Annotated in this window: 23 protein-coding genes; 14 read left to right on the top strand and 9 right to left on the bottom strand. The window is 48.8% G+C overall.

Going from position 1 to position 23,348, the window contains the following annotated elements:
* Positions 1-9: 9 nt before the first annotated feature.
* The 3 genes from PBN151_RS02420 (at position 10) to pstA (ending at position 2,787) form a co-directional block, all read left to right on the top strand.
* On the top strand, positions 10-873 hold the full coding sequence (locus PBN151_RS02420) for a phosphate ABC transporter substrate-binding protein (protein ID WP_072727490.1): 864 nt from the start codon (positions 10-12) through the stop codon (positions 871-873).
* 82 nt (positions 874-955) lie between these two features.
* Positions 956-1,909 carry a phosphate ABC transporter permease subunit PstC gene (gene pstC / locus PBN151_RS02415; protein WP_065292828.1) on the top strand — a complete coding sequence of 318 codons (954 nt, stop codon included), beginning with the start codon at positions 956-958 and terminating at the stop codon, positions 1,907-1,909.
* Entirely contained in the window at positions 1,906-2,787 is an 882-nt protein-coding gene (pstA, locus tag PBN151_RS02410) for a phosphate ABC transporter permease PstA (protein WP_072727489.1), read from the top strand. The genes pstC and pstA overlap by 4 nt, the downstream gene beginning before the upstream one ends.
* Before the next feature lie 147 nt (positions 2,788-2,934).
* Here pstA and PBN151_RS02405 read toward each other — a convergent pair whose 3' ends face one another.
* Together PBN151_RS02405 and PBN151_RS02400 are read right to left on the bottom strand one after the other, a co-directional pair.
* Complete coding sequence (locus tag PBN151_RS02405) at positions 2,935-3,561, bottom strand: nitroreductase family protein (RefSeq protein WP_072727488.1); 627 nt, start codon at positions 3,559-3,561, stop codon at positions 2,935-2,937.
* A 267-nt stretch (positions 3,562-3,828) separates the two neighbouring features.
* Entirely contained in the window at positions 3,829-4,749 is a 921-nt protein-coding gene (locus PBN151_RS02400) for an aldo/keto reductase (protein WP_072727487.1), read from the bottom strand.
* A 252-nt stretch (positions 4,750-5,001) separates the two neighbouring features.
* On the opposite strand from PBN151_RS02400, the gene PBN151_RS02395 reads away from it, so the two are divergent.
* On the top strand, positions 5,002-5,961 hold the full coding sequence (locus tag PBN151_RS02395; protein ID WP_072727486.1) for an MraY family glycosyltransferase: 960 nt from the start codon (positions 5,002-5,004) through the stop codon (positions 5,959-5,961).
* 176 nt (positions 5,962-6,137) lie between these two features.
* On the opposite strand, the gene maa is transcribed toward PBN151_RS02395, so the two are convergent.
* Positions 6,138-6,704, bottom strand: a complete 567-nt coding sequence (gene maa / locus PBN151_RS02390; RefSeq protein WP_021254760.1) for a maltose O-acetyltransferase — start codon at positions 6,702-6,704, stop codon at positions 6,138-6,140.
* A gap of 166 nt (positions 6,705-6,870) precedes the next feature.
* On the opposite strand from maa, the gene PBN151_RS02385 reads away from it, so the two are divergent.
* The 3 genes from PBN151_RS02385 to PBN151_RS02375 all read left to right on the top strand — a co-directional run bounded on the left by PBN151_RS02385 (position 6,871) and on the right by PBN151_RS02375 (position 9,364).
* Complete coding sequence (locus tag PBN151_RS02385) at positions 6,871-7,536, top strand: tetratricopeptide repeat protein (protein WP_072727485.1); 666 nt, start codon at positions 6,871-6,873, stop codon at positions 7,534-7,536.
* A 330-nt stretch (positions 7,537-7,866) separates the two neighbouring features.
* Positions 7,867-8,832, top strand: coding sequence for a copper amine oxidase N-terminal domain-containing protein (locus PBN151_RS02380; protein WP_072727484.1), 966 nt, complete (start codon positions 7,867-7,869; stop codon positions 8,830-8,832).
* A gap of 13 nt (positions 8,833-8,845) precedes the next feature.
* Positions 8,846-9,364 (top strand): VanZ family protein, encoded by a 519-nt coding sequence (locus PBN151_RS02375; RefSeq protein WP_072727483.1) that lies wholly within the window; start codon positions 8,846-8,848, stop codon positions 9,362-9,364.
* 52 nt (positions 9,365-9,416) lie between these two features.
* Here the strand turns inward: PBN151_RS02375 and serS are convergent, their stop codons facing one another.
* From serS to PBN151_RS02350, 5 genes are all read right to left on the bottom strand, one after another.
* Positions 9,417-10,700, bottom strand: coding sequence for a serine--tRNA ligase (gene serS, locus PBN151_RS02370; RefSeq protein WP_072727482.1), 1,284 nt, complete (start codon positions 10,698-10,700; stop codon positions 9,417-9,419).
* 321 nt (positions 10,701-11,021) lie between these two features.
* Positions 11,022-11,498: a MarR family winged helix-turn-helix transcriptional regulator gene (locus PBN151_RS02365; protein WP_083544813.1), complete on the bottom strand. Its 477-nt coding sequence runs from the start codon at positions 11,496-11,498 to the stop codon at positions 11,022-11,024.
* 21 nt (positions 11,499-11,519) lie between these two features.
* Complete coding sequence (locus PBN151_RS02360) at positions 11,520-11,999, bottom strand: glutathione peroxidase (protein WP_021254754.1); 480 nt, start codon at positions 11,997-11,999, stop codon at positions 11,520-11,522.
* Between the two features lie 422 nt (positions 12,000-12,421).
* Positions 12,422-13,147, bottom strand: coding sequence for a TraX family protein (locus PBN151_RS02355; RefSeq protein WP_072727481.1), 726 nt, complete (start codon positions 13,145-13,147; stop codon positions 12,422-12,424).
* A gap of 98 nt (positions 13,148-13,245) precedes the next feature.
* Positions 13,246-14,010 carry a TraX family protein gene (locus PBN151_RS02350; RefSeq protein WP_227774308.1) on the bottom strand — a complete coding sequence of 255 codons (765 nt, stop codon included), beginning with the start codon at positions 14,008-14,010 and terminating at the stop codon, positions 13,246-13,248.
* Positions 14,011-14,111: 101 nt separating this feature from the next.
* Between PBN151_RS02350 and PBN151_RS02345 the strand changes: the two genes are divergently transcribed.
* From PBN151_RS02345 to PBN151_RS02335, 3 genes are all read left to right on the top strand, one after another.
* Positions 14,112-16,259 carry a DNA topoisomerase III gene (locus PBN151_RS02345; protein WP_072727479.1) on the top strand — a complete coding sequence of 716 codons (2,148 nt, stop codon included), beginning with the start codon at positions 14,112-14,114 and terminating at the stop codon, positions 16,257-16,259.
* A gap of 391 nt (positions 16,260-16,650) precedes the next feature.
* Entirely contained in the window at positions 16,651-17,511 is an 861-nt protein-coding gene (locus PBN151_RS02340; RefSeq protein ID WP_021254750.1) for a polysaccharide deacetylase family protein, read from the top strand.
* Between the two features lie 23 nt (positions 17,512-17,534).
* On the top strand, positions 17,535-18,227 hold the full coding sequence (locus PBN151_RS02335) for a YkyA family protein (RefSeq protein WP_072727478.1): 693 nt from the start codon (positions 17,535-17,537) through the stop codon (positions 18,225-18,227).
* A 183-nt stretch (positions 18,228-18,410) separates the two neighbouring features.
* Here PBN151_RS02335 and PBN151_RS02330 read toward each other — a convergent pair whose 3' ends face one another.
* Positions 18,411-18,620 (bottom strand): hypothetical protein, encoded by a 210-nt coding sequence (locus PBN151_RS02330; protein WP_021254746.1) that lies wholly within the window; start codon positions 18,618-18,620, stop codon positions 18,411-18,413.
* A 402-nt stretch (positions 18,621-19,022) separates the two neighbouring features.
* Between PBN151_RS02330 and PBN151_RS02325 the strand changes: the two genes are divergently transcribed.
* The 4 genes from PBN151_RS02325 to PBN151_RS02310 all read left to right on the top strand — a co-directional run bounded on the left by PBN151_RS02325 (position 19,023) and on the right by PBN151_RS02310 (position 23,290).
* Positions 19,023-19,997: an ROK family protein gene (locus tag PBN151_RS02325; RefSeq protein ID WP_083544867.1), complete on the top strand. Its 975-nt coding sequence runs from the start codon at positions 19,023-19,025 to the stop codon at positions 19,995-19,997.
* Between the two features lie 51 nt (positions 19,998-20,048).
* Complete coding sequence (locus PBN151_RS02320; protein WP_072727476.1) at positions 20,049-20,729, top strand: bifunctional 4-hydroxy-2-oxoglutarate aldolase/2-dehydro-3-deoxy-phosphogluconate aldolase; 681 nt, start codon at positions 20,049-20,051, stop codon at positions 20,727-20,729.
* Positions 20,730-20,843: 114 nt separating this feature from the next.
* The gene (locus PBN151_RS02315) at positions 20,844-21,749 is read left to right on the top strand and encodes an alpha/beta hydrolase (RefSeq protein ID WP_072727475.1); all 906 of its coding nucleotides are present in this window, start codon (positions 20,844-20,846) and stop codon (positions 21,747-21,749) included.
* Between the two features lie 434 nt (positions 21,750-22,183).
* Positions 22,184-23,290, top strand: coding sequence for a transglutaminase domain-containing protein (locus tag PBN151_RS02310; RefSeq protein ID WP_227774305.1), 1,107 nt, complete (start codon positions 22,184-22,186; stop codon positions 23,288-23,290).
* Positions 23,291-23,348: the final 58 nt, after the last annotated feature.

Genomic DNA, 23,348 nt, shown 5'->3' with positions numbered 1-23,348 from the left:
GCATTAACAATGAGAAAATTAAAAATCGCATCTTTGGCAATTCTCGCATCTTTATTCCTTGTATCTTCAGCTTTTGGAGGAGCGTCTACAGCTCTGGCTAAGGACGAATTGAAAGGCAAAGTAACAATTAATGGTTCAACGGCATTGCTGCCAATGACATTGCAAGCAGCGAAGGAGTTCCAGAAGCTGCATCCAAAAGTGAAAGTTGCAGCTTCCGGTAAAGGCTCTATCACTGGTCCACAAGCTGTTAAGAAAGGCATCGCTGAAATCGGCGCATGCGACTGGGATGCAAGCATGGACGTTCCAGGATTCAAAGCATTCGAAGGTCAAGTGGCTCACAAAGTAGCGGTAATTCCATTCGCGACAATCGTGAACAAAAACGTAAAGGTAGACAACCTGACAACTGAACAGTTGAAAGGCATATACTCCGGCAAAATTACGAACTGGAAAGATGTTGGCGGCGATAACGCGGATATCGTAGTTATCACTCGTTCCTTCGGTTCCGGTACGCGCGTTAACTACCAATTGAAAGCATTGGATGGCGGCGACATTACGAAGAAGAAGGACAACTACAAAGAAGTTGGTTCCAGCGGCGACATGAAGACAGCTGTTGCAACAACGCCTAACGCAATCGGCTACATCGACCTTGTATACGTGAACAGCGATGTGAAAGCTGTTAAATTCAACGGCGTAGAAGCTTCCTCAGACAACGTAATCAATGGCAAGTACCCTGTATGGGCATATGGCTACTACATGACAAAAGGCCAACCAACAGGCGCTACGAAAGAATTCATCGAATACATTCAAAGTGCGAAGTTCCAACAAGGTTCGTTGAAAAAATTGAAATTCATTCCAATTTCCGCAATGAAGTAAGTTGAACGATTCGCTGTAAGAGATTTCATTCACGGCCAGCCCTCAGGAAGTCGGGGGCTGGTTGTTCTATGGGGGAACGAGAATGAGCACGCCTGTTCAAGAGCTGGCGCCGGTAGCCGGAGCCAATATCCTAACTACATCCAAGAAAAGCCGGTTCGATCGTTATGCACGGGTACGATTTACGAACCGCCTGTTCCAGTACTTATTCCTGCTGTGCATTTTAGCTTTATGTGTTGTGCTCGGACTGGTCATTTTCTTCATTGGCAAGACGGGAATTTTGACCTTCCGCGACATTTCGCTGTCAGATTTCTTCTTATCACTTGATTGGACGCCGGAAGATGGGAAATTCGGGGCCGGTGCATTTATCATTAACACACTACTATTAACAGGGCTAACCCTGGTGATTGCCGTTCCGATTTCTGTTGGCATGGCCGTTCTGCTTGTGGAGATCTCTCCAATGTGGTTCAAAAGGTTCGTACGACCAGTGCTCGACTTGCTGGTTGGGATTCCTTCCATTGTATATGGTTATCTTGGGTTGACAGTTTTAATACCACTTATTCGTGAATGGACAGGGGAGAACTTGGGAGACGGCTTGCTGGCAGCCGCGCTCGTTCTATCTCTTATGATATTACCGACAATATGCCGGGTCAGTGACGAAGCGATTGCAGCCGTACCGAAGAAATATCGGGAAGCGGCTTATGCGTTAGGCTCCACCCGCTTGCAGGTCATTATGAGAGTTGTACTCCCGGCTGCGAAGCGGGGGATTGTTGCAGCAATTATTCTGGGTATGACCCGTGCAATTGGAGAAACGATGGCCGTTGTTATGGTTATCGGGAATACGGCACAGCTTGCCGATTCGTTATTCACGCCAACAGCGGTTCTTACGAGCAACATCGTCATGCAAATCTCGAACGTGGAGTTCGATTCTACATGGAACTACGCGCTTCATATGATGGCATTCCTGCTTCTGCTCATCTCCTTCCTGCTGATTGTCGTTATTCGTTTCATTAGCAAGAGAGGGGGCGCTCGCGCATGAGTTCGTTCACAGCAAGCGGCCAAAACAATCGCGCCAAGCTGTACAATCAGGCGGCTACAGGGCTGTTCTATGCGTTAGGAATAGCGGTGCTGATGCTGATCTTCTGGCTGCTGTTCACCATATTGAGCAAGGGGCTGCCTGGCATCACCTTGGAATTCTTAATGAAGGTTCCGGAAGAGATGGATGCGGGGGGCGGGATCGGCACAGTATTGTTCAACTCGTTCTACATCTTGATCTTGTCCTTGCTAATCTCTGTGCCAATTGGAGTTGGGGCGGGTATCTATATGGCGGAGTATGCGCCTGCAAATCGCTTTACAGAAGGGCTTCGCATGTGCGTGGAATCCTTATCATCCGTTCCTTCGATCGTGTTCGGCTTGCTCGGACTTGCTATCTTTGCAGAGTACTTCCAGGTTGGACTCACGATACTAGGCGGGGCAGTAAGCTTGGCATTCCTTAACCTGCCTATGCTGTGCCGCGTTACGGAAGAAGCGATTCGCGATGTGCCGGCTGAGCTGCGCAATGCAGCCTATGCACTTGGCACAACGAAGTTCCAGACGATTCGTACAGTCGTTCTACCCGTAGCACTTCAAGCGATTATTACGGGCATATGCTTGGTAGCAGGTCGTGCATTCGGTGAATCAGCGGTTATTATTCTTACGGCGGGCTTGAGTACTTCCGGAGAGATGTGGGACTTCAATCTGTTCTCCCCGGGCGAAACACTTGCCGTTCATCTCTGGTATGTACAATCCGAGGCAATTGTAGAGGATGCTAGTCAGATTGCCGATAAGGCAGCAGCGGTGCTCGTCTTCGTCGTTTTATTCATCAATCTCGTGTTCCGCATTCCACTCTGGTTCAATAATCGCAAATTGAAAAAGTAAGTCCATTCATCATCCCATGTGGAAGAGCCAATAGGCTCTCCTGCATGGGATTGTTATCGTGCTGGTCGTCCACAACAATCGCAAACCTAAAAAAGCTTCCCGAGACGGCTTGTTTCGGGAAGCTTTCTTCATTATGGATTAAGGAGCTTAGAAAGATTGGAACGTAACGAATTCGTGAACAGGCTTGCGATATCCGCGTGGACGCTGGCTGGACGTATCCTCCTTGCCAATGGTGAGCATCATAACGGGGACGAGATGATCAGGGACGTTGAGCGCACTGCGAACCTTATCCGGATCATAGCCAATCATCGGGCAAGTGTCCCAGCCCTTTTCCTTGGCAATCAGCATGAACTGCATGGCAGAGAGGCTGGCATTGCGTACGGCATCTTCGTGACGGAAGGACTCCCCGCGATTAAGATAGAAGTCCGTCGTACTGCTTACGATTTGATCGTATTCCTGTTGGCTGATGACACCAAGATTGAGCAGCCCCTCATTCATGGCGGCAACATGCTTATAGGCATCCAAATCACCGAGTACAACTATGACAGCCGATGCGGTCAACACTTTATATTGTTTGAATGCAGCCTCGTACAGCATATTCATTTTGTCTTTATCCGTAACTGCCACATAATGTGTATGTTGCAGATTGAAGGCGGATGGAGCGAACTTCGTGAGCGAGAACATTTCGGTAAGTTCCTTTTCCGAGATTTCGACATCCTTCAAGAACTTGTTCGCGGAACGTCTTTGTTTAACGATCGTTTCTACATCGTGCATATGTATCATCTCCTGGTCTATTTATCATCCGTTTTAATTGGTAGTGAAAAGATCATATCACATTAACTATAATAAAGTAAGTAATTTACGAAAAAATATTAAAATGATCACACATTTTGTTGAACTGACGAACTGCCTGAAAATCGGCAAGCTGTAAAAAGCGAAGAGAGGCACATTTTAATGCATAAAAAAACGAGAGGCATGCATGCCCCTCGTCGCTGATGCTGCACGGTTCCCAGATGCGGATGGTACAGGATATTGACAATATTAGTTCTGCCAGAGCTGCGGATGATCCGCAGATACGAGTCGTGCAGCTCTCGCATTGGCCTCGACTTGGGCTTCGTTCTTGCAGCCTGGAATGACGCTTGTAACCGCATCATGACGCAAGCACCAAGCGAGCGCCCACTCTGCTAAGCTTACTCCTTCAGGTACCTCGGACTGGCGAATGTGCTCGGCTTGCTGCAGACGGTCATCAATGAACTGCTGCTCATGGCGATGCCGCACATCATTGTCGGCGAAGGATGTGCCTGGCTTGTATTTGCCGCTTAACAAGCCGCTAGCGAGTGGAACACGTGCAAGAACGCCCAGGTTCTGCTGAGTGCAGGAAGGGAACACATCCTGCTCGGGGCCTCGATCAAGTCGGTTATAGACGACTTGAATGACGCTTGCGCCTATATCGGCTGCATTGGTAGTCTGATGCATACTGTTGCTTTTGTTCAAGGATAGACCGATATGGCGAATTTTACCCGCTTCCTTCTGCTTGTCCAGCATGGTCCAGAGCGCGTCATTGTTGAACGCCTCGTCATCGCCCGAATGGAATTGGTATAAATCGATGTACTCGGTCTTGAGTGCACGCAAGGAATCATCAAGCTGCTTCAGCACCTCTGGCGCGCCATACTGATTCGTCCGGTTCATGTGGGAATGGAAATGATGGCCGAACTTCGTTGCCACGACCCAATCCTCGCGGTTGTCCCGGCTCAAGTAATCCCCAATGAATGATTCAGACAAGTGGTCTCCGTAGCATTCAGCCGTGTCAATGAAGTTAATGCCAAGATCTTTCGCTTTATGTAGGATACGATCAACTTCTGATTGGGTATAATCATGTCCCCATTCCCCGCCGAATTGCCAAGTACCTACGCCAATCACCGACACCTTCATTCCTGTCTTGCCCAGTTTGCGATATTGCATAGAAGACTCACACCTTTCTATATTGTTCACCTATTGACTTTATGGTTGATGTGTATGCTGCTTACCGTAATGATAGCATAGGAAGCTGTGCCAAGCCTATAAACGGGAGGCTTCGGTGTGACAGGACCTAGATAAAAAAAATTTAATTTCAATATCCGCTATTATTCATGATAATATGAGTTATAGTTGCAAAGTTTGATTCAGTAAGATTACTGATTATGTCTGATTAACGCATGATTACAGGAGGAAGGTATGTATTATTTATTAGCTTTTCTGATCTCTTCATGTATCGTGATGTTTTTGATACCTCCACTGCGCAAGCTTGCATTCCGCATTGATTTTGTGGACAAGCCCATGCCGGACAATGAACGGAAAATTCATCGGGAGCCGATCCCGCTTACGGCGAGCATTGCCATATTTATCGCATTTATTGTATCCTATGTTATTTTTGTCCGGAATTCTGCGATCGAGTCCATCGCGATTATTAGCGGCGGGTTGTTGATTCTGGCAATCGGCACCGTTGATGACTGGTACAAGACGCATGGCAAGGAGTTCCCAGCACTGCCGAAGCTGCTCGTACAAATATGCGCGGCAGTTATCGTGTATCTATCAGGGATCACCTTCGAAGGCTTTACGAACCCATTCACGCATGAATTTGTAAACTTGCCAGCATGGCTGCAGTGCATTTTGACCGTTATGTGGATCTTCGGTGTGACAACCGTGATTAACTTCACGGATGGAATGGATGGTCTGGCAGGTGGATTAACGGCGATATCAGGTGGAACTTTGTTCGCAGTAGCACTTGCGCAAGGACAGAATGTATCTGCGATGATGGCCATTATTCTCGTGGGAGCATCTATTGGCTATTTACGATTTAACAAGCCGCCGGCGAAGGTGTTTATGGGGGATGCAGGTGCGACGTTCTTAGGTTTTATTCTCGGCGTAATTGCCTTGGATGGTGCCTTCAAGCAGGCGACCGTATTGTCCTTGTTCATTCCGATTTTGGCTTTAGGGGTTCCGATTCTTGATAACGTATTCGTTGTCATTCGTCGGATGCTGAATGGCCAGCCTGTTTACAAAGCCGATGCTACACAAGCTCATTACCGGCTGCTGGCAGGCGGTCTGAATCAGAAGCAGGTTGTGGCCGTGTTGTGCTTAGTTAATCTGTGCTTCGGATTAACGTCCATTATTTTGACGCTGCTTCAGGTATAAGATAATTCATACATGATGACAGAGAGCCTTTCCGTTCAGGAGAGGCTCTTTTTGCGATTTTAGCAAATGGGTTGCTGGTAAGGTGGATATATCTTTTATCGGAGCGTCCGTATGTCCTATTACAAAGCAATGAAGGCCTCGACCTTTACTGGTTCGGGACCTGTTCTATCATCATGCTAGACTTCAATATGCTTAATAATTCGTGCAGGGTTGCCAGCAACGACAACGTTGTCCGGTACATCCTTCGTAACCACTGCACCGGATGCTACAACAACATTATTGCCGATATTGACGCCTGGATTAATGACCGCGCGACCGCCAATCCATACGCGATCTCCAATTGTAACTGGCTTGCCGAATTCAACGCCAGAGATTCGCTCCATGGGATCCAATGGGTGAGTCGCAGTATAGATATGAACGCCTGGTGCGAGGAAGCAGTTGTCCCCAATGTGAATCTCGCATACATCCAGCATTACACAGTCGAAGTTCGCATAGAATCCTTTGCCAAGATAAATGTTATAGCCATAATCGCAGCGGAAGGTAGGTTCAATGTATGCGCCTTCACCAACGGCACCGAATAACTTTTGAAGTATTTCTGTTCGTTCGCTATAGTCTGTTTCGATCGTTTGGTTGTACATGCGGGTTAGGCGTCTCGCTTGTTCACGATCTCTAACTAGCTCTTCATCTGCGGCCATATACATGTCGCCTGCTATCATTTTTTCTTTCTCTGTACGTATGGTCATCATGTGTAGCTCCTCTCCATATCCCTGTAATAAGCAGGGGGTGTTGTGTAATACCGTTATTATCGATGGAGACAGCATCATTTGCAAGGAAGAGAATCTATTCTATTTTTGGTACCCCAAAATATGGTATGATAGTTGCATCCTTAGTAGAGGGTGTGAAACAACGTTGAGTAAATTACTAGCCTTCGGAATGCTTACTTGGCTGCTTGGCAATCCATTTCTTGCGATCATCGTATTGCTAATGATTGTATACTTCGTTGATCGGCAGTTCATTGGATTATCCCCGAGTATCTTCCAACCGCTTAAGAGATGGAGTCGGACTTCGAAGCTCCGGCAGCAGCTGGTGGCGAATCCCCATGATGTGTCATCCAAGCATGAACTAGCAAGGCTGCTGATGGAACGCAAACGCTATCGTGAAGCGCGCGAATATCTCGAACCATTGCAGGAGCGAATGGAGCAATCAGCAGAGTATTGGGATGATCTAGGAACCTGCTATTTACATACAGGGGACAATGAGTTGGGAGAAGCAGCTATTGTTCGCGCATTAGAATTGAATCCCCGAGTCAAATACGGGCAGCCCTATTTGCGGCTCGCTGCGATATATTCCAATTCGGATAAGGCGAAGGCTGTAGCTTACTTGCAGTCTTTTCAAGATATTCACGCTTCCTCTTGCGAAGCTTACTATCGGCTTGGTGTGTTGTATGAGCAGATGGGGCAGAAGGAAGATGCGAAGAAGGCATGGGAAGAGGGCATCCATATTTACCGGGGACTGCCTCGATATATGAAGCGCAAGGAACGCAAATGGATGCTGCGATGTGCAATGAAGAAATAGCAAGCATGGCACATGAACGATAGTGGTATGAATAACAAATTATGTTCGAACTAGCTCTGTCGAATGACAGAGCTTTTTTGGCGATGTGCTATGCAGATTTCGTTCGAAGGACATGAGCATACTATCATTGCTAGGTCATCAGAAGAAATTGAACAGTGATTGTTCATTTGCATGTTTCCTTGCAAGACATTAAATATTGCTAACATAGTAATGATTGGAGCCTCATTATACTCGTCTTTCGTCGAAATTTGAAACTTTTTCTAGCAGGGATATGTCTAAAGAAGTAGAATCCCTAAGGAAAGTAAAGATTGTGAAAGGAGCGGAACGAATATGAGAAAGTGGCTGCTCATCATGATAAGCATGTTGGTATGGTTCGGTTCCTCAATGCAGGCACAGGCCGAACAAGCAGCACCATCCGCTAAGCAGCAGACGAAGGTGTACTTCAATGGATACGATATAACGGAGTGGCGATGGGATCAGCAGCATATCGTCGTTCCGCTGTTTGCATTTGATGATTATAGCTATTTCATTCAGGATGGCAATAAAGGCATGCAGGATATCACCTACAAATGGGATTCAGCTGCCAAAACGGTATGGGTATACTCTGCCGATAAATCACGTACGATTAAGCTGGTTGCAGAACAGCCTATCGCTTGGGTAAATGGGAAAAAGGTGGCGCTTGATGCCCCTGTTCGAATAATAGAGGGCCATACTTATGTGCCGCTGCGATTCATTAGTGAAGCGCTCGGTGGCAAGGTCAAATGGGATGTGAAGAAGAGGGCCGCCATCATTCGCACACCGGAGCGGGTGAAGCGTGACGAGTTGATACGGGCGGGAGACCTGGAAACAGCCCGACAGGAAGCGCTGCGTCTGCCGCTTGTCTATCCGAACCGGGAGATCAAGCCGCGGTCAGAAGGTTTCGAGGCGAATATTGTGTTCCCAGAAGGGGAGGCGCTTCGCTACCGCTATCATATTAAGGATGTTACAAGCATCATTACGATTTCAGAGGATGGATTGGCCGAGGTCATATGGCAGGGGAGAACGGGTACGACTGCGGATAAGGTTATTGAAGAAATCGGAAGCAAGCCAGACTTCGGCTCAGCGATGGTATACTTCCGTCATTCCTTCCCCGTAGAGGATTTCGTTACGTATGGTAAAATAGACGCGCAAGGCCGTTCGACGGAGCTTGGCAAGTTCGAGGTGAAGATGAAGCTGCGATCAAATGCCGACGCAGTAATGTCTATTCGAGGAGAGAAGCGGACGGATGTGCGACCTCTCTTGGAGGAGCGCATGTAAGGAAGGAGTACACATGAAGGTACGGAATAAGCAAATGGTATGGTGGCTGCTTACCACAGTAGCATGGATGGCTTTTATTTTCTATAAGTCTTCCCAGACGTATGCGGATCAGGATCTACGGCCGACACTCGCGGCCTGGCTGCCGCTGTCGATACTGGAGCAGTGGCTGCCGCATATTGAGTTTACGTATGATGGCGGTTTGGTGACATGGAAGCAGCCTTATGATTTTGTGGAGTTTTTCATTCGCAAGGGAGCACATGTAGCGGAATATGCGATATTAGCTTTTCTTGTCATTCGAACATTGCTCGCTATGAGATGGGAACGTTGGATGGCTATTGTCATTGGCGCCGTCATTTCTGTTGCATATGCAGCATCCGATGAGTGGCATCAGAGCTTCGTCCCGAATCGAACCGGACATGCGATTGACGTCGCGGTAGACTCGATTGGGGTTGTGCTCGTCGTCTTATTGTTCCTCATCGCAGGCTTGTTCAGCCGCCGCAAGGGGAAGGGAAGAGGACTGCATTTCCCATAAGGCAAGGAAGCATGGCCGCTGGAGGTATGATCTCCAGCGGCCTTCTTGTAATTTATTGCGGCTTGATTACTTCCATACCACGCATATACGGCTGCAGGGCTTTTGGAATGCGAATGGTTCCATCAGCCTGCTGGTGATTCTCCAGTAGTGGGATAAGAATGCGTGGGCTGGCTACCGCTGTATTGTTCAGCGTATGGCAATATTGGAGATCTCCCGCTTCGTCGCGATAGCGAATGTTGCAGCGGCGAGCTTGGAAATCAAGCAAGTTCGAAGCAGAATGTGTCTCTCCAAATTGATGACGTGACGGCATCCATGTCTCGATATCATATTGCTTATGCGTCTTCTGCGACATATCCCCGGTACATACCGCCATTACACGGTAAGGAAGCTCCAACGCTTGCAGGATGGCTTCCGAGTAGCCTACCATTTCCTCCAACAGCTGATTCGACATCTCGGCATCATTCGGTGCTATGATGACTTGCTCAACCTTTGCAAATTGATGGACGCGGTATAGGCCGCGAACATCTCGGCCCGCGGAGCCTACTTCGCGCCGGAAGCAGGCAGATACGCCAGCCATGCGAATCGGCTCGGTGACGTCTACAATTTCGTTGCTATAATAGGAGACGAGGCTTACTTCCGATGTGCCGACAAGCCACAGGCCATCCTCCGGCAGGGCATAGCATTGATCCTCGCCAAGCGGGAAGAATCCGGTACCGACGAGCGCGTCCTGACGAACCATAAGTGGAACATCCATCACAGTGAACCCATGATCCATGAGCAGGTCGAGTGCGAGCTGCTGTACAGCACGATGAAGAAGCAGTCCAGCATTTTTCAGATAGTAGCCGCGAGAGCCTGCCACCTTAACCCCACGGCGAAGATCGATAAGACCTAGCTGCTCGCCAAGCTCGACATGATCAAGCAGTGGGAATTCGAAGCTGGGGATTTCCCCGACCTGTCGCACCTCTATATTATCCTCATCCGAAGCGCCGACCGGGGTATCCGCAGATGTGATGTTCGGCACCAGAAGCTGTAGGCGATTGAACTGCTGCTCAGTCTCAGTTAGCTTCGCTTCGAATTGTGCGAGCTTGTCGTTGCATTGGCGTACTTGCGCCTTCCATGTGTCAACTTCGTTCTGCTGTTCTCCTAGACGCATCGCTGCTGCGATCCGAGAGGTCAGGGTATTGCGCTCCTGTCGCAAGGCATCCGTGTTCTGCAGCAGCTCTCGGCGAAGCTGATCGCCTGCAAGCAGTTCCTGAACATTGAAGTCTATTCCTTTTTGCCGAGCTGCCAGCTGCACCTCTTCTGGATGATTGCGAACCCATTTCATATCTAGCATGTGAACCGTCTCCTTTACCGCGAGTGATGTGGTACGAATAGAAATACAAATAGCGCTCCTCATCCGATTGGGACGAGGAGCGCTAGCTCGCGGTGCCACCCAACTTGATCTTCAGCGCTGCAAGTAAGCAGACAGCACACCGGAAGCATGCTGAGGATCCTCTTGGTTCCGCGGTAACGGGCGGTACCGGTTCACTTAGGGCACTCCGGGCAAGCCGACGCCTTGACGAGAACGCCTCCGAGTTGGATGCTCTTCATTGGCGAATAACCGTATCTAATTTGTTGATATCATTATATAGCATCTTTCCCAAAAGTCAACGCACTATTCGCCCGTATGGTTGATAGCTTGCAGATAAGCGGTAAGCTCCTGAAGATTGCGCATCAAGCTGTCAGCTGGAATATCGGCGCCAGCCGCCTTGCTGACGAGCTCCACTGGAATGCAGCTGGCAGCTGACTTCAAGTCACGTCCCTTATTCGTTAAGGTAATGAATACTTGCCGCTCGTCCTGTGCGCCCCGCTTCCGCTCAATCAACTGCTGCTGCTCCATCCGCTTGAGCATAGGTGTCAATGTTCCTGAGTCGAGGAACAGTCGCTGACCAAGCTCCTTAACGGTGACATTGTCCTGTTCCCAAAGTGCGAGCAGTGTAATGTATTGTGGATAAGTTAGCTCCAGCTTCTCCAGCATAGGCCGATAGAGCTTCGTTACTTCCTTGGATGCTGCGTAGATGGCGAAGCAGAGCTGTTGATCCAGCTTGAGCATGTCGCTAGGCTGCATGGTGTTGTCCGGCTTTGAAGTCATGGTTTCATCTCCTGTTGTGCCTTACAGCAAGGCTTCTATATCTTCCTTCAGCTTAGATGGGGACGTCTGCGGTGCATATCGCTTCACGACAATGCCCTTGCGGTCGATGAGAAACTTCGTGAAGTTCCACTTAATGTCAGTGCTTCCCAGCAGCCCCTTTTTCTCTGTCACCAAGTGTTGGAACAGTGGTTCTGCATTGTCGCCCTTCACATCTACCTTCGCAAACATAGGGAAGTTGACGCCATAATTCAATTGGCAGAACTCCATCGTCTCCTTCATGTCTCCAAACTCTTGATTGCCGAACTGGTCACAAGGGAACCCGAGAACGACCAACCCTTTGTCCTTATACTGATCATACAATTGCTGAAGCTCAGTAAATTGAGGGGTGAAGCCGCATTTGCTGGCAGTATTGACGATAAGGATCACATGACCTTCATAGCTATCCAACGATGTTACTTCTCCATTAGGCTTCTTAACGGAATAATCATATACCGTAGTCATTATTCGTTCTCTCCTTTGTTGTCATCATTGAGATGAAATGATGAATGGCAGTTTACACGTACATACACGCTTCATTCCTTCAAATCGGTCACGCCAAACATGTGACAGCTGTGAGGGAAGGGATGTGGCATAGTTGTTGTAATAGTTATAGCATGGAACACGAATAGATGCAATTGTATTTTGCAAAATTAAATTGTGTGCAATCTAATAAGGGTGGTGGTACCTCTGATTGTACATCCGCAACAACTGCACACAAGATAGCTGTGCTTTCAAAGGCGATCCAAATGGAAGGTTGCTGTCGTATTTAGGTGAAAGATCTTAACGTTACCTGTCCGTTCTATCCCATCCAATAGCGTTCAACAGAAACAGGGCAGTCCCGCTCCATGCTGTTCAATAACTATGGAGGAGATAGCCCACTCCCTTTATCCTCGAATGAGCATTCCGATTGTATATAGAATCCAAATATGCGCTGGATAGAATACATAGAACATATACTTGGACCACTTGGCATGATAACCACGTGCTCCGTTGTAGAGCAGTATCGGGATAATTGCGAATATCATCATCCACTGGTAGTTCAGGACAAATAAATTGTCATAGGAGAATACTTCTTCAGTTGGGACGCCGAGCGATCCGAGCTCTAGGGAGATAAGCAGCATTACGACTACGTATGCGAATGCCATCAGTCTCTTGCGCTCGCGGAACAGGTAGAAGATCATTGTCATGGCCACACCAAGTATGGATGCTTCTGTAATTGATCCGCCCATAATAGCAAGAATGATGTACAAGGTTCCTAGCGCATAGTTGCGAGACTGTTTCGTCCATTCGATAGCAGTTAGAAGAAGAAGCGCCAGCAGTAGGGATAAGAAGATATTGTTCATGATGCTGACAGACTCACTTGGCAGGGAGAGCGTAAGCAGTGTGCTGCCAAGCTTGGTAATGACCGCCCATGTAAATAAGCGGAGCATGTATTTGCCTCGGTTCCGTGTGTGGAAGAAGCCTTCTACAATGAAGTAGAAGAAGATCGGAGCGACAATGCGGCCAAGCCATCCGAACCATATAGGCATATCCGGCAGAAACTGCTTCATATGGTCAAGTAGCATAAGCGTCATGCCGAGGAGTTTTAATTTGAAACCATCCAAACGCACATTGAATCCTCCAATTCTATTCTGATGTTGTTGTTCGTAGATGCCAGCTTAATTCGCTGTAGAATGGGAGCTAGTCAGCGTTGGCTCATAGATTTCCTTCATTCAAACATAATACTGCCTGCATACAGGATCCAGATATGGAGCGGGTAATACAAATAGAATCCATATTTGGCCCACATGGACTGATACCCGCGGCGCTGATTGTATAGCCCAATGGGAATAATGGCGAATACCATCATCCACTGTGAATAGGTCCACAAGTTATATTCATTGACCCACATCGCTGTCCCACCGTAAATGAACATATCGAACAAATCGAGCCCAACTGTGAACACGAGAGACGAGGCGATATATGCAATTGCCATCGCACGCTTGCATCCACGGAACAAATAGAACACGAGGGTCATGGATACGGCTAGCCAGCTGAATTCGACGCCAACAACCATAGCAGCGGCTACCGCACAACAGAGCATCCATCCTGCAGCACCGGATTCGGAACGCAGCGACCATTCATAGGATGCCAGTAGGACTAGCGCCCCGAGCATTGATAGAAAAATATTGTTCGGGATCGAGCCGCCGGGCAGCAACTGGAGGAGCAATGTGCTTCCGATAGCCATGCTGGCAGCTCCAGCAGCAAGACGGAGCATATAACGCTTCCGATTGCGGGTGTATGTATAGCCTTCGATAAGCAGGAAGAAAAAGATGGGGGCTGATATGCGGCCGAGCCAATGAAAAGCGAGAGGTACGGAGTTCGGAAAGTATGCCTGTATATGATCCAATGTCATGAGCATGGCTGCAAGCAGCTTCAGCTGAAAGGCGTTGAACGACATAACTTTAGTTTCTCCTTTCTCTACATATGCCATGCAAATTGCTAAACACAACACCCTTATCATATCAGAAGCCAGAAGTCGGTTGAAGGTCATGCTATAATAGGGGCAGCAGAATGAAGGGAAGGAATGGATGTATGAAATCACTCGTACTTGCAGAGAAGCCGTCGGTCGGTCGTGAGATTGCCCGAGTGCTTGGATGCCGCACGTCTCATAAACAATATTTTGAAGGGCCTGACTATGTTGTCACATGGGCATTAGGCCATTTGGTTGGATTGGCGGAGCCAGAAGACTATGATAAGAAGTATCAGACATGGAATCTAGAAGACTTACCGATGATCCCGCAGAAGATGAAGCTAAAGGTGCTGCGGGAGTCGTCTCATCAATTTAAGGTTGTTCAGCAGCTGTGTAAGCGACAGGATATTAAGGAACTGATCGTTGCGACAGATGCCGCCCGGGAAGGAGAACTCTTGGCGCGCTGGGTCATGGAAATGGTGAAGTGGAACAAGCCGTTCCGCCGCCTATGGATCTCGTCGCAGACGGATAAGGCGATTAAGGAAGGATTCCGCCAGCTGAAGCCAGGCAATCAATTCGATCGGCTGTATGAGTCTGCTCGCTGCCGTGCAGAGGCGGATTGGCTGATCGGCTTGAATGTGACTCGCGCCTTAACCTGCAAGTTCGAGACTCCATTATCCGCAGGGCGTGTACAGACGCCAACGCTTGCGATGATGATGTCGCGCGAACAGGAGATCAAGAATTTCCGCTCTGAAGAGTATGACACCATTCACGTCGATTGCGGCGGTTTCGAAGCGGTATGGCGCGGTGCGAATGGAGATGGCCGCATCTTCAACGAACAGTCGGCGCAGGCAACAGCAGCTAAGCTGCAGAATGGTCGGCAAGCGGTCGTGACGGAACTGAAGAAGTCTACGAAGAGTGAGCCGCACCCGCTTGCTTATGACCTAACGGAACTGCAGCGGGATGCGAACCGCCGTTATGGATTCTCAGCCAAGCAAACCTCGAATGTACTGCAGCGTCTGTATGAGCAGCATAAACTCGTCACGTATCCGCGAACGGACAGCCGGTACTTGTCCTCAGATATGGTCGGTACATTGAAGGAGCGATTGAGCGCGATGGCGATCGGTCCATATGCTGCGGTTGCGAAGTCACTCATGCGCGGCAGTCTGTCTGTTACGAAGCGTATTGTGGACGACAGCAAGGTAACGGATCACCATGCGATCATTCCAACTGATGAGCCGCTGCGGTTGTCAGCGTTGTCTACAGATGAGCGCAAGCTGTACGACCTGATCGCGCGGCGTTATCTGGCACTGTTCCTGCCTGCAGCGAAGTACGAGCAAGTTGCAGTTACCATCGAGATTGGCGGCGAACGACTATATGCAAAGGGCCGCACGATGCTGGACAGCGGCTGGCGCCAAGCCTATGAAGGCGATTGGGACGATGCGTCCTCGAATGAGGAGCAAGAGCACGACAATCAATCGGCGTGGAATAAGGATCAGCGTCTCCCGAGCTTGACGCAAGGGGAGAAGCTTGCAGTCAAGCGGGTCATGACGCGCAGAGACCGCACCAAGCCGCCGGCACGCTATACGGAAGCGACATTGCTGACACAGATGGAGAAGCACGGTCTTGGTACGCCAGCAACTCGTGCGGATATTATTGAGAAGCTGGTATCTTCGGATACAATTGAGCGCCAAGGAGCTTCACTTCAACCGACTGGCAAGGGAGAGCAGTTGATTCGCCTTACCTCTGAACAGCTGCGTTCACCGGAGCTTACTGCACGTTGGGAACGGGAATTGGAGCGCATTGCCCGCGGCGAAGCGCGCACATCATCGTTCATGAATCAGATTCGGGATATGACCGAGCAGTTGGTCAAGGAAGTGAAGACGAGCAGCGCCGAGTACAAACCGCATAATTTGACGAACCGTCATTGTCCGGAATGCGGCTCGCGTCTGATGGAACGGAAGTCGAAACGTGGAACACGTCTTATCTGTTCCAGCAAGTCTTGCGAATATAAGCGCTCTGACGAGAAGCAGCTATCGAATCGCCGTTGTCCGCAGTGTCATAAGAAGATGGAGTTCAAGATCGGCAAGGCAGGCAAGTATGTACAATGTCTCGCATGCAACATTACAGAGAAGCTGGAAGAGGGCGGGGGCAAGGCGCGCAAGCATGAGACAAGGAATTTGATTAAGAAATACGAGAAGCAGGAGCCAATTGGAAACAGTCTAGGTGATCTGCTGAAGGCAGCGATGGCGAAGCAGGAGGAGAAGTAAAGCTGCAAGAGCATCAAGAGCAGTAAATAGATAATAGAGATCATTGTGCTTACTGTGGGACTTCGAATTGAGTCAAACAATAGCAAATGGTGTTGAACCGTAAACAGCGACATCATACTTGTAAAATGAAGCGGCTTAGGAGGGTCGTATGGCCTATATGAGCATATGCTTCATTGTCATAGATAGGCCCTCTGTACCGATTCTTCGTGGTCAGAGGGCCTTTTTGTTAACTTTTTCATAGTCTTGTAACCATTTTCTTGAAATGGTAACAACATTGTCTCTATTTTTTGATAAAATATAGTGAGTTGTAATGTTTCTGTAATGCCCTAATGGTAGATTTATATTATAGTAGTTGTCGAAACAAGTCGCTAGAAGGAAGTGGATAAGGATAATGATGGATCGAGGTGTGGTGTCGGCCGGCAACCGTCGCCGTAAAAAACGCAAAAAGTTAATTGGACGCACCGTATTGCTCATGCTTCTTGTCGCCGTCGGCGTCGGAATATACGCTGGAGCGAAGAGCTTGCTCGGATCAGACTCAGCATCTGGCAGCGAATTGATCGTGACAGAAGTCGTTCCATTTGGAACAGCAGCACAAGTATCGCAAGAGAAGGAATCACCGAAGGAGTATAACGGCTTAACGCGCAAGGTCGCTTACTTGACATTTGACGACGGGCCGAGCAAATATTCCAATGATATGATGGACTTATTGGATAAGCATAATATTAAAGCTACTTATTTTATGCTTGGCGATAACATGAGACAATACCCGGATGCCGTGAAGCGCATGATGAAAGATGGACATTACCCAGGACTTCACAGTATGACACATGATTATGCGAAGTTGTACAAGAGCGGCGGCTCCCAGAACTTCATTAATGAATTCAAGGAAGCGCAGGGAATCGTTGAAGAATTGACAGGCTTCAAGCCTACGATGATTCGTGCCCCATATGGCAGTGCTCCGCAAATTGGTGAGTCATTCCGTAAGGATATCGCAGATGCAGGGTTTAAAATGTGGGATTGGACGCTCGATTCCTGGGATTGGAAATATATCGGTCAACCAAATCGAGTACTAGAGCAAGTAAAGGCAGGTCTGACGGAAGATGTTGAAGTTATTTTGCTTCATGATCGTCAGCAGACCTTAGATGCATTGCCAGCCATTATTGATTACATTCAAAGCAAGGGCTACGAGTTCGAAGTGTACGACCCGAATGCGCATTTCGTATGCAATTTCCATCACGACAAACGATTGTAGCATAGGGATAGGAGGTTAACACATTGGCTAGTTGGAAAAAGCTAACCGCCGCTGTCGCGTTGGCATCCGTTCTGCTTATTGGCTTGACTGGATGCGGCGCTGCACCGACGACACAAATATTTGAAGGCTTCGAGAAAGCATCCGCAGCGGAAGTGGACGTTGCTGAAGCGGTGAAGACGCTAAGCACGCTGGAAGCGAAGGACAGCAAGCAATACAACAACATCCTGTCTCAGGGCAAGCAGGACAATCGCAATGTACAGACGCTGATCGACAATTCGAGCAAGTCGCTTGAAGAGCGGACACAGGCAATGGATCAACTGAAGAGCATGCTGGACGACGCTCGCAAGAAGATGGGCGAGCTCGACGGCGCAATCAGCAATTTGAAGGAAGAAGGCTTGAAGAAGCAAGCAACAGAGGCATATAACGCTTATGTGAAGCGCTACGAAACCTTCACTTCCATGTACGAGAAGTATGGGAAATGGATTCAGCAAGAGCAAGCCTTGTATAACGAGCTGAAGCAGAAGGATACGAAGCTGAAGACAATAACGAAGGCTGTATCTGATCGCAATGAGGCTTATCGCCAGGTTGAGCAGTTGAAGATCCAGTTCAATGACTATACGAAATCGTTCAATACGAAGAAGTCTGAATTCTACAAAGAGGCAGGAATGCAAGTAACTGGCACAGAGAAGAAAGAAGGCGAAGGCGCGAATTCGTAAGTTATACGAAGTGAGCCGGACATACCGTGTCAGCAAGAAGCGGGCTAACGTTATAGGAGAATCATCCGAATAGTAAAAAAGAAAAGACCGTTCCGAAGCAGGTAGACTGCTTTGGAACGGTCTTTTTGTATGGTGTAAGAGCGCCGAATTCGAACAGGTAAACACATGGAATGAGCTCTGTCTCTAGCTCCATGTTCGGTGTACGAAGTCTGCCACAATGAGAAAGATAACGTAAGAGACAAGCGCCGATGCAATATACGTTATCCCTACCTTGATTCGCTGCTGGAATAAGCGCACAACGCCAAGACTAAGCAGCGGACAGACGATGAGCAGGAAAAATAGGATCGTTACGAACAATTGTGGCGAGATTGAACTGATATCTACATACGTCATGGATATACACCTCTTTATAAGCGTTGCCATCAAGCAAGACAGTTATCGATCGTCTAACCTGAATCATTGGTCTTCCTACCTGGCAGTGTGATAAGGATCACAGTTTCTATTATATCGATTTCACAGCCGCTCGTCTGTCATTTCGTTTCCAATATTAAGGCGATTTTAAGGCAAAATTATGACGATGGAAGGAGATGCAAGCGAGCATTGACAGGTTTGAATCACGGATTGTACGATGTGATCATATACGTGTGAACCATGATTAAATGAAAGGATATCTTCACACAAATGATGGAAGGCATCATGCTATAATCGAAATACGACATATGAGTATATTTAGTGATGTAAGCAGTTACAAAATAACAAATAGAAAGAATGGGAAGGCGAGGAGAGCAATCAATGGTGCAGTATATGGTTGGGATTGATCTGGGCGGGACGAACATTGTATGTGGGTTGGTCAATGAGCAATATGAGCTGATAGCCAAGGTAAAGCGGCCGACAGAGGTTGATCTTGGTGTAGAGCATGTATTGAATAAAATGTCTGATATGGTTGATGAACTGTTCGTCACGGCAGGGGTGGATCGCAGTCTTCTTATAGCGGTTGGAGCTGGCATTCCGGGCTTCATTGATCCAGTGCGCGGCGTATGTGTGTTTGCATCCAACTTGAAGTGGGACAACGTAGATGTATCTGGTCGACTTGGCGCTAAGGTAGGCGTACCAGTCTTTATTGATAATGATGTGCGTATGTATGTATTTGGTGAGGCGATGAGCGGTGCAGGACGCGGTGCAGGAGTTGTACACGGGATAACGATTGGTACGGGGCTTGCGGCTGCGACGGTTGTCAATGGAGAGCTTCACTATGGTAGTGGCTTCATGGCAGGCGAATTGGGGCATGTAGCGATTGATGGCGAGACGACGCCATGCGGTTGCGGCTTGACGGGCTGCCTAGAGACGGTTGTATCCGCCACGGGCATTGCGCGACAAGCGAAGGAAGCGCTTGAGCAGGGGCGCGAGAGCTTGCTGCGCACACCATATGAGCGCGGTGAACTGACCGCAACTCACGTCTCGCAAGCTTACGATAAGGGCGATGAGCTCGCAATCGAGATAATGACGCATACAGGACAGGTGCTGGGCAAGGGCTTGGCGTATTCCATCTCACTGCTCAGCCCGGATATGATTGTAATCGGCGGCGGCGGTGCACTCGCGGGCGAACGTATTATGAAGCCTGTACGAGACACCTTGAAGCGTTATGTATATCACGGTTATTTGGAGCGTTTGACGATACGCCAGGGCGAGCTGATTGATGACGGAGGCGTTATTGGAAGTGCAGCCTTTGCGAAAAGCCGTGCAGAGAAGCTCGGACACGTGTCGGTATAAGATCAACTAGAAAGAGAAGAGAGAGAAGAGAATCGGGAGGAACGAGTGACGATGTCGGATCGAGATATTCAGAATTTCCCCTACGGTGCTGATATCACCGAGCGAATGCTTCAAGAGCGCATTGTCGCAATATTCCGCGGCTATACAGGAGAACATGCTAATAGAGCGGCAGAGGCGTTGGTGGCAGGGGGCATTCGATTCATGGAAGTGACGATGAATACAGAGCAAGCCACAGCGATTATCTCCCATTGGCGTGAGAGATTTGCAGGACGGGCCTATATCGGTGCAGGCACAGTGATTGATTTGGCCTCGGCTCGTGAAGCATTGGAATGCGGAGCGCAGTTCCTCATCTCTCCGAATTTGGATGAGGAAGTCATCGCATATGCAGCTGAGCGTGGAATCGATGTATGGCCTGGAGTTCTGACGCCAACTGAGATTGTACGGGCGTGGAAGGCAGGGGCGAAAGCCGTCAAGCTGTTCCCGCTTGGTACATTGGGACCCGAATATATCCGAGAGATCCGAGGTCCTCTTAATCACATTCCGATCATTGCAGCGGGAGGAGTTGACTTGCATACGATATCCGCATACGGAACTGCAGGAGCGTCCGCATTCGGACTTGGTTCCAAGCTTCTTCCCAAGGAATATATGAATTCGGGCAATGATGAAGCCCTCACTGCAAATGCAATACAGTTCGTTGAGGCGGTTCGCAAGCTTGATCCCGTTCGGCGATGACCAGAAATCCATAGAGCGTGGAACGGGTGTGAAATCATGCAATTGCGTGAATGATATACATAGATCTTAATTAGAATCAATTCTACGGTAGTGGTGTAAAGAGAGGCGAATCCTATGGCTATGCTGTGGACCTATGGAATAGGCACACTCGTGCTTGCCGGCAGTGCCGCAAGCGGTACTTGGATGCTTGCGGTGAAGAGTCAGTCCCCGCGTCCGATTCCGATACATAAGGAACCGGAACGCCCCTTCGAACGAGTGGTGTTCGAAGGGACTGCATCCCTGCAAGGGTGGTTCATATGGGGCAAAGGGAACTCCCCTGCGAAGCGGGCGCCGGTTATCGTTATCTCGCACGGATGGGGATCGAACCGAGCGAGGGTGATGAGGTATGCGATCCCGCTGGTTGATGCAGGTTTCAATGTATTGGTCTATGACGTGACAAGTCACGGAGAGAGCGGGGCCGTAAAGGCACCATCGGCGTTGTTATTCCGTGATGATATGCTGGCCGCAGTCCGCTACGTACGTCAACGGCAGGATGTAGATCCGGATCGGATTGCAGTCCTCGGTCACTCCTTAGGCGGCTTCGGAGCGGTATTGGCTCTTGAGGAAGGGCTGAACGTAAGGGCAATTGTAACGGATTCCATGCCGTCCCGCCCGCTGTCCCTGGTGGAAGCTGAGCTTAAACGGCGCAAGCTGCCTTCATTCCCGCTAGCGGTGGTCATACCGCGTATATGGCTTTATCGCTCCCGCATTCCGGTTGCAGTATACGACGGCTTGGATGTAGGTCAAATCTTAGCCGACCATCATGTGCGGACGGCAGGTAGGATCCCCGTTTATATGGTTCATTCTCGACTAGATGGATTTATTCCCCCTAGTGAGCTTGAGCAGCTTGTTGAACGCTTACCGTATGAGCAATCGCATCTCTTTGTTGATACGAATGGGCATAGCTGTTCGGAGACCGATTCGCGCTTCTGGGCGGAAGTGATCTCATTCTTCAGGCGTCAATTGGATATATCGGGATAAGCAAGCCCATCTCTTCCCTCTAAGGCTTGACCTTCTGGGGAGAGGTGGGCTTGTATGTTTTCGTTACTGAGAATAACTTTTTTATATTTTTTATAGGCAAATGCTGCATCGGTTCGCTACCCCTCGTCATATTCCTCATGTTCGAATCGCTACAATCCTTCGGAATACGATGCAATTCCCGGCTCTTGCTGCCGCAGCATGTCGAGCACGACAGAAAGGCAGCGAATCCACACTTGCGATGGGCATGCTATAACTAGACAGTATTTGCGATAGCGCTATGTTACGCTACCTAGCACACATAGGCGGATGTTCTCCGCTGTTGCGAAGGTGGTGAAGGCATGTACATCGATTCACAGACTCCATCGCGCCTACAACGAGCGAGGCAGAGGCGAGCGAGGAGATGGATTCGATTCCCTAGAGTCTCTATATTCCGAATGCTGATGTTGGGAAGTGTTCTGTTAGGAATCATGGTTGGCTTCGCTTTATGGCCTACGGTAGAGGCGCGCTCATCTATGATAACGCTGCATAGTCAATCAGAGATGAAACAATGGCTGAGCGAGCAATTCACTCGCAGAGAAGCGGCCATTTCATTTCGATACGAAGGTGACACGAAATCCTTAACAGAGATGGCAGGAAAGTCCTTGTCGGCAGCATTATACTCGGATCCGTTCATTCGGTATAACATCAGCAAGTACTCCTATCAATGGAAAGGTAGTACGGATTCTGCAGTCGTCAATGTGTATGTGGACTACCGTGAGACGTACGAACAGTCACAATATGTAAGGGAGCAAGCCAAGGAAATCGTAAGAAATATAACGAGTCTAGGACAATCCCCTCATCTCAAAGTAAAAGCAATTCATGATTATATTGTCAGTCACGTGACCTATGACGAGGGTATGACGAAATTTACTGCCTATGAGGCGCTAACGGAAGGTACAACCGTATGCCAAGGATATGCGCTGCTCATGCAGGCTATGCTGGAAGAGGCGAACATTCCATCCAAGGTTGTCGAGGGTAAGGCGGGCGGATTGCTCCATGCTTGGAACCTGATTGAACTGGATGGAAAATGGTATCATGTTGATGCGACATGGGACGACCCGCTTCCGGATCGAGGCAAGCAAGTGCGCTACACGTACTATATGCGCACCGATGCGGAGATGAGAACCGATCATGATTGGGAGGAAAGTACGGAGCTTCCGAAGGCGAACGACCCTTATGAGCATGTCTTGAATCAGATGCGCCAAGGGACGGATAAGAGCCTGCGCTCATTCGTTACTGAGTTGGAGCACGGTTGGAGTCCGGATGTACTGCTTCCAGAACGGCAGGTCAAGGACGTGAAGGGACTAGTAGAACGCTATCGGTCTGCACAGAAGGCGAACCGGGTGCAGTTCCAGATTCGCTATATAGGCAACGAGCTGGAGCTGCGTGCTGACCTGCATGATATGATGGACAAGCTAGGATTGTCTACTCCGTTCGAATACAGAGTATCGACGTTGAATAACAGTGATGACCTACTTGTCGATATTCAGCTTCAGAAATAAGGGGACAGAACATCAGCATAAGAGCTGGTGTGGGAATTCGGAACTCACATTAGGAATT

The sequence above is a fragment of the Paenibacillus sp. NAIST15-1 genome, assembly GCF_001894745.1.
In the GTDB taxonomy this organism is placed as follows: domain Bacteria; phylum Bacillota; class Bacilli; order Paenibacillales; family Paenibacillaceae; genus Paenibacillus_B; species Paenibacillus_B suaedae.
This window is presented reverse-complemented; position numbering and strand designations above follow the sequence as displayed.

Coding starts and splice junctions, on each gene's coding strand:
- PBN151_RS02420 (WP_072727490.1), top strand. CDS start 10: ATGAGAAAATTAAAAATCGCATCTTTGGCAATTCTCGCATCTTTATTC.
- pstC (WP_065292828.1), top strand. CDS start 956: ATGAGCACGCCTGTTCAAGAGCTGGCGCCGGTAGCCGGAGCCAATATC.
- pstA (WP_072727489.1), top strand. CDS start 1,906: ATGAGTTCGTTCACAGCAAGCGGCCAAAACAATCGCGCCAAGCTGTAC.
- PBN151_RS02405 (WP_072727488.1), bottom strand. CDS start 3,561: ATGCACGATGTAGAAACGATCGTTAAACAAAGACGTTCCGCGAACAAG.
- PBN151_RS02400 (WP_072727487.1), bottom strand. CDS start 4,749: ATGCAATATCGCAAACTGGGCAAGACAGGAATGAAGGTGTCGGTGATT.
- PBN151_RS02395 (WP_072727486.1), top strand. CDS start 5,002: ATGTATTATTTATTAGCTTTTCTGATCTCTTCATGTATCGTGATGTTT.
- maa (WP_021254760.1), bottom strand. CDS start 6,704: ATGACCATACGTACAGAGAAAGAAAAAATGATAGCAGGCGACATGTAT.
- PBN151_RS02380 (WP_072727484.1), top strand. CDS start 7,867: ATGAGAAAGTGGCTGCTCATCATGATAAGCATGTTGGTATGGTTCGGT.
- PBN151_RS02375 (WP_072727483.1), top strand. CDS start 8,846: ATGAAGGTACGGAATAAGCAAATGGTATGGTGGCTGCTTACCACAGTA.
- serS (WP_072727482.1), bottom strand. CDS start 10,700: ATGCTAGATATGAAATGGGTTCGCAATCATCCAGAAGAGGTGCAGCTG.
- PBN151_RS02365 (WP_083544813.1), bottom strand. CDS start 11,498: ATGACTTCAAAGCCGGACAACACCATGCAGCCTAGCGACATGCTCAAG.
- PBN151_RS02360 (WP_021254754.1), bottom strand. CDS start 11,999: ATGACTACGGTATATGATTATTCCGTTAAGAAGCCTAATGGAGAAGTA.
- PBN151_RS02350 (WP_227774308.1), bottom strand. CDS start 14,010: ATGGCATATGTAGAGAAAGGAGAAACTAAAGTTATGTCGTTCAACGCC.
- PBN151_RS02345 (WP_072727479.1), top strand. CDS start 14,112: ATGAAATCACTCGTACTTGCAGAGAAGCCGTCGGTCGGTCGTGAGATT.
- PBN151_RS02340 (WP_021254750.1), top strand. CDS start 16,651: ATGATGGATCGAGGTGTGGTGTCGGCCGGCAACCGTCGCCGTAAAAAA.
- PBN151_RS02330 (WP_021254746.1), bottom strand. CDS start 18,620: ATGACGTATGTAGATATCAGTTCAATCTCGCCACAATTGTTCGTAACG.
- PBN151_RS02320 (WP_072727476.1), top strand. CDS start 20,049: ATGTCGGATCGAGATATTCAGAATTTCCCCTACGGTGCTGATATCACC.
- PBN151_RS02315 (WP_072727475.1), top strand. CDS start 20,844: ATGGCTATGCTGTGGACCTATGGAATAGGCACACTCGTGCTTGCCGGC.
- PBN151_RS02310 (WP_227774305.1), top strand. CDS start 22,184: ATGCTGATGTTGGGAAGTGTTCTGTTAGGAATCATGGTTGGCTTCGCT.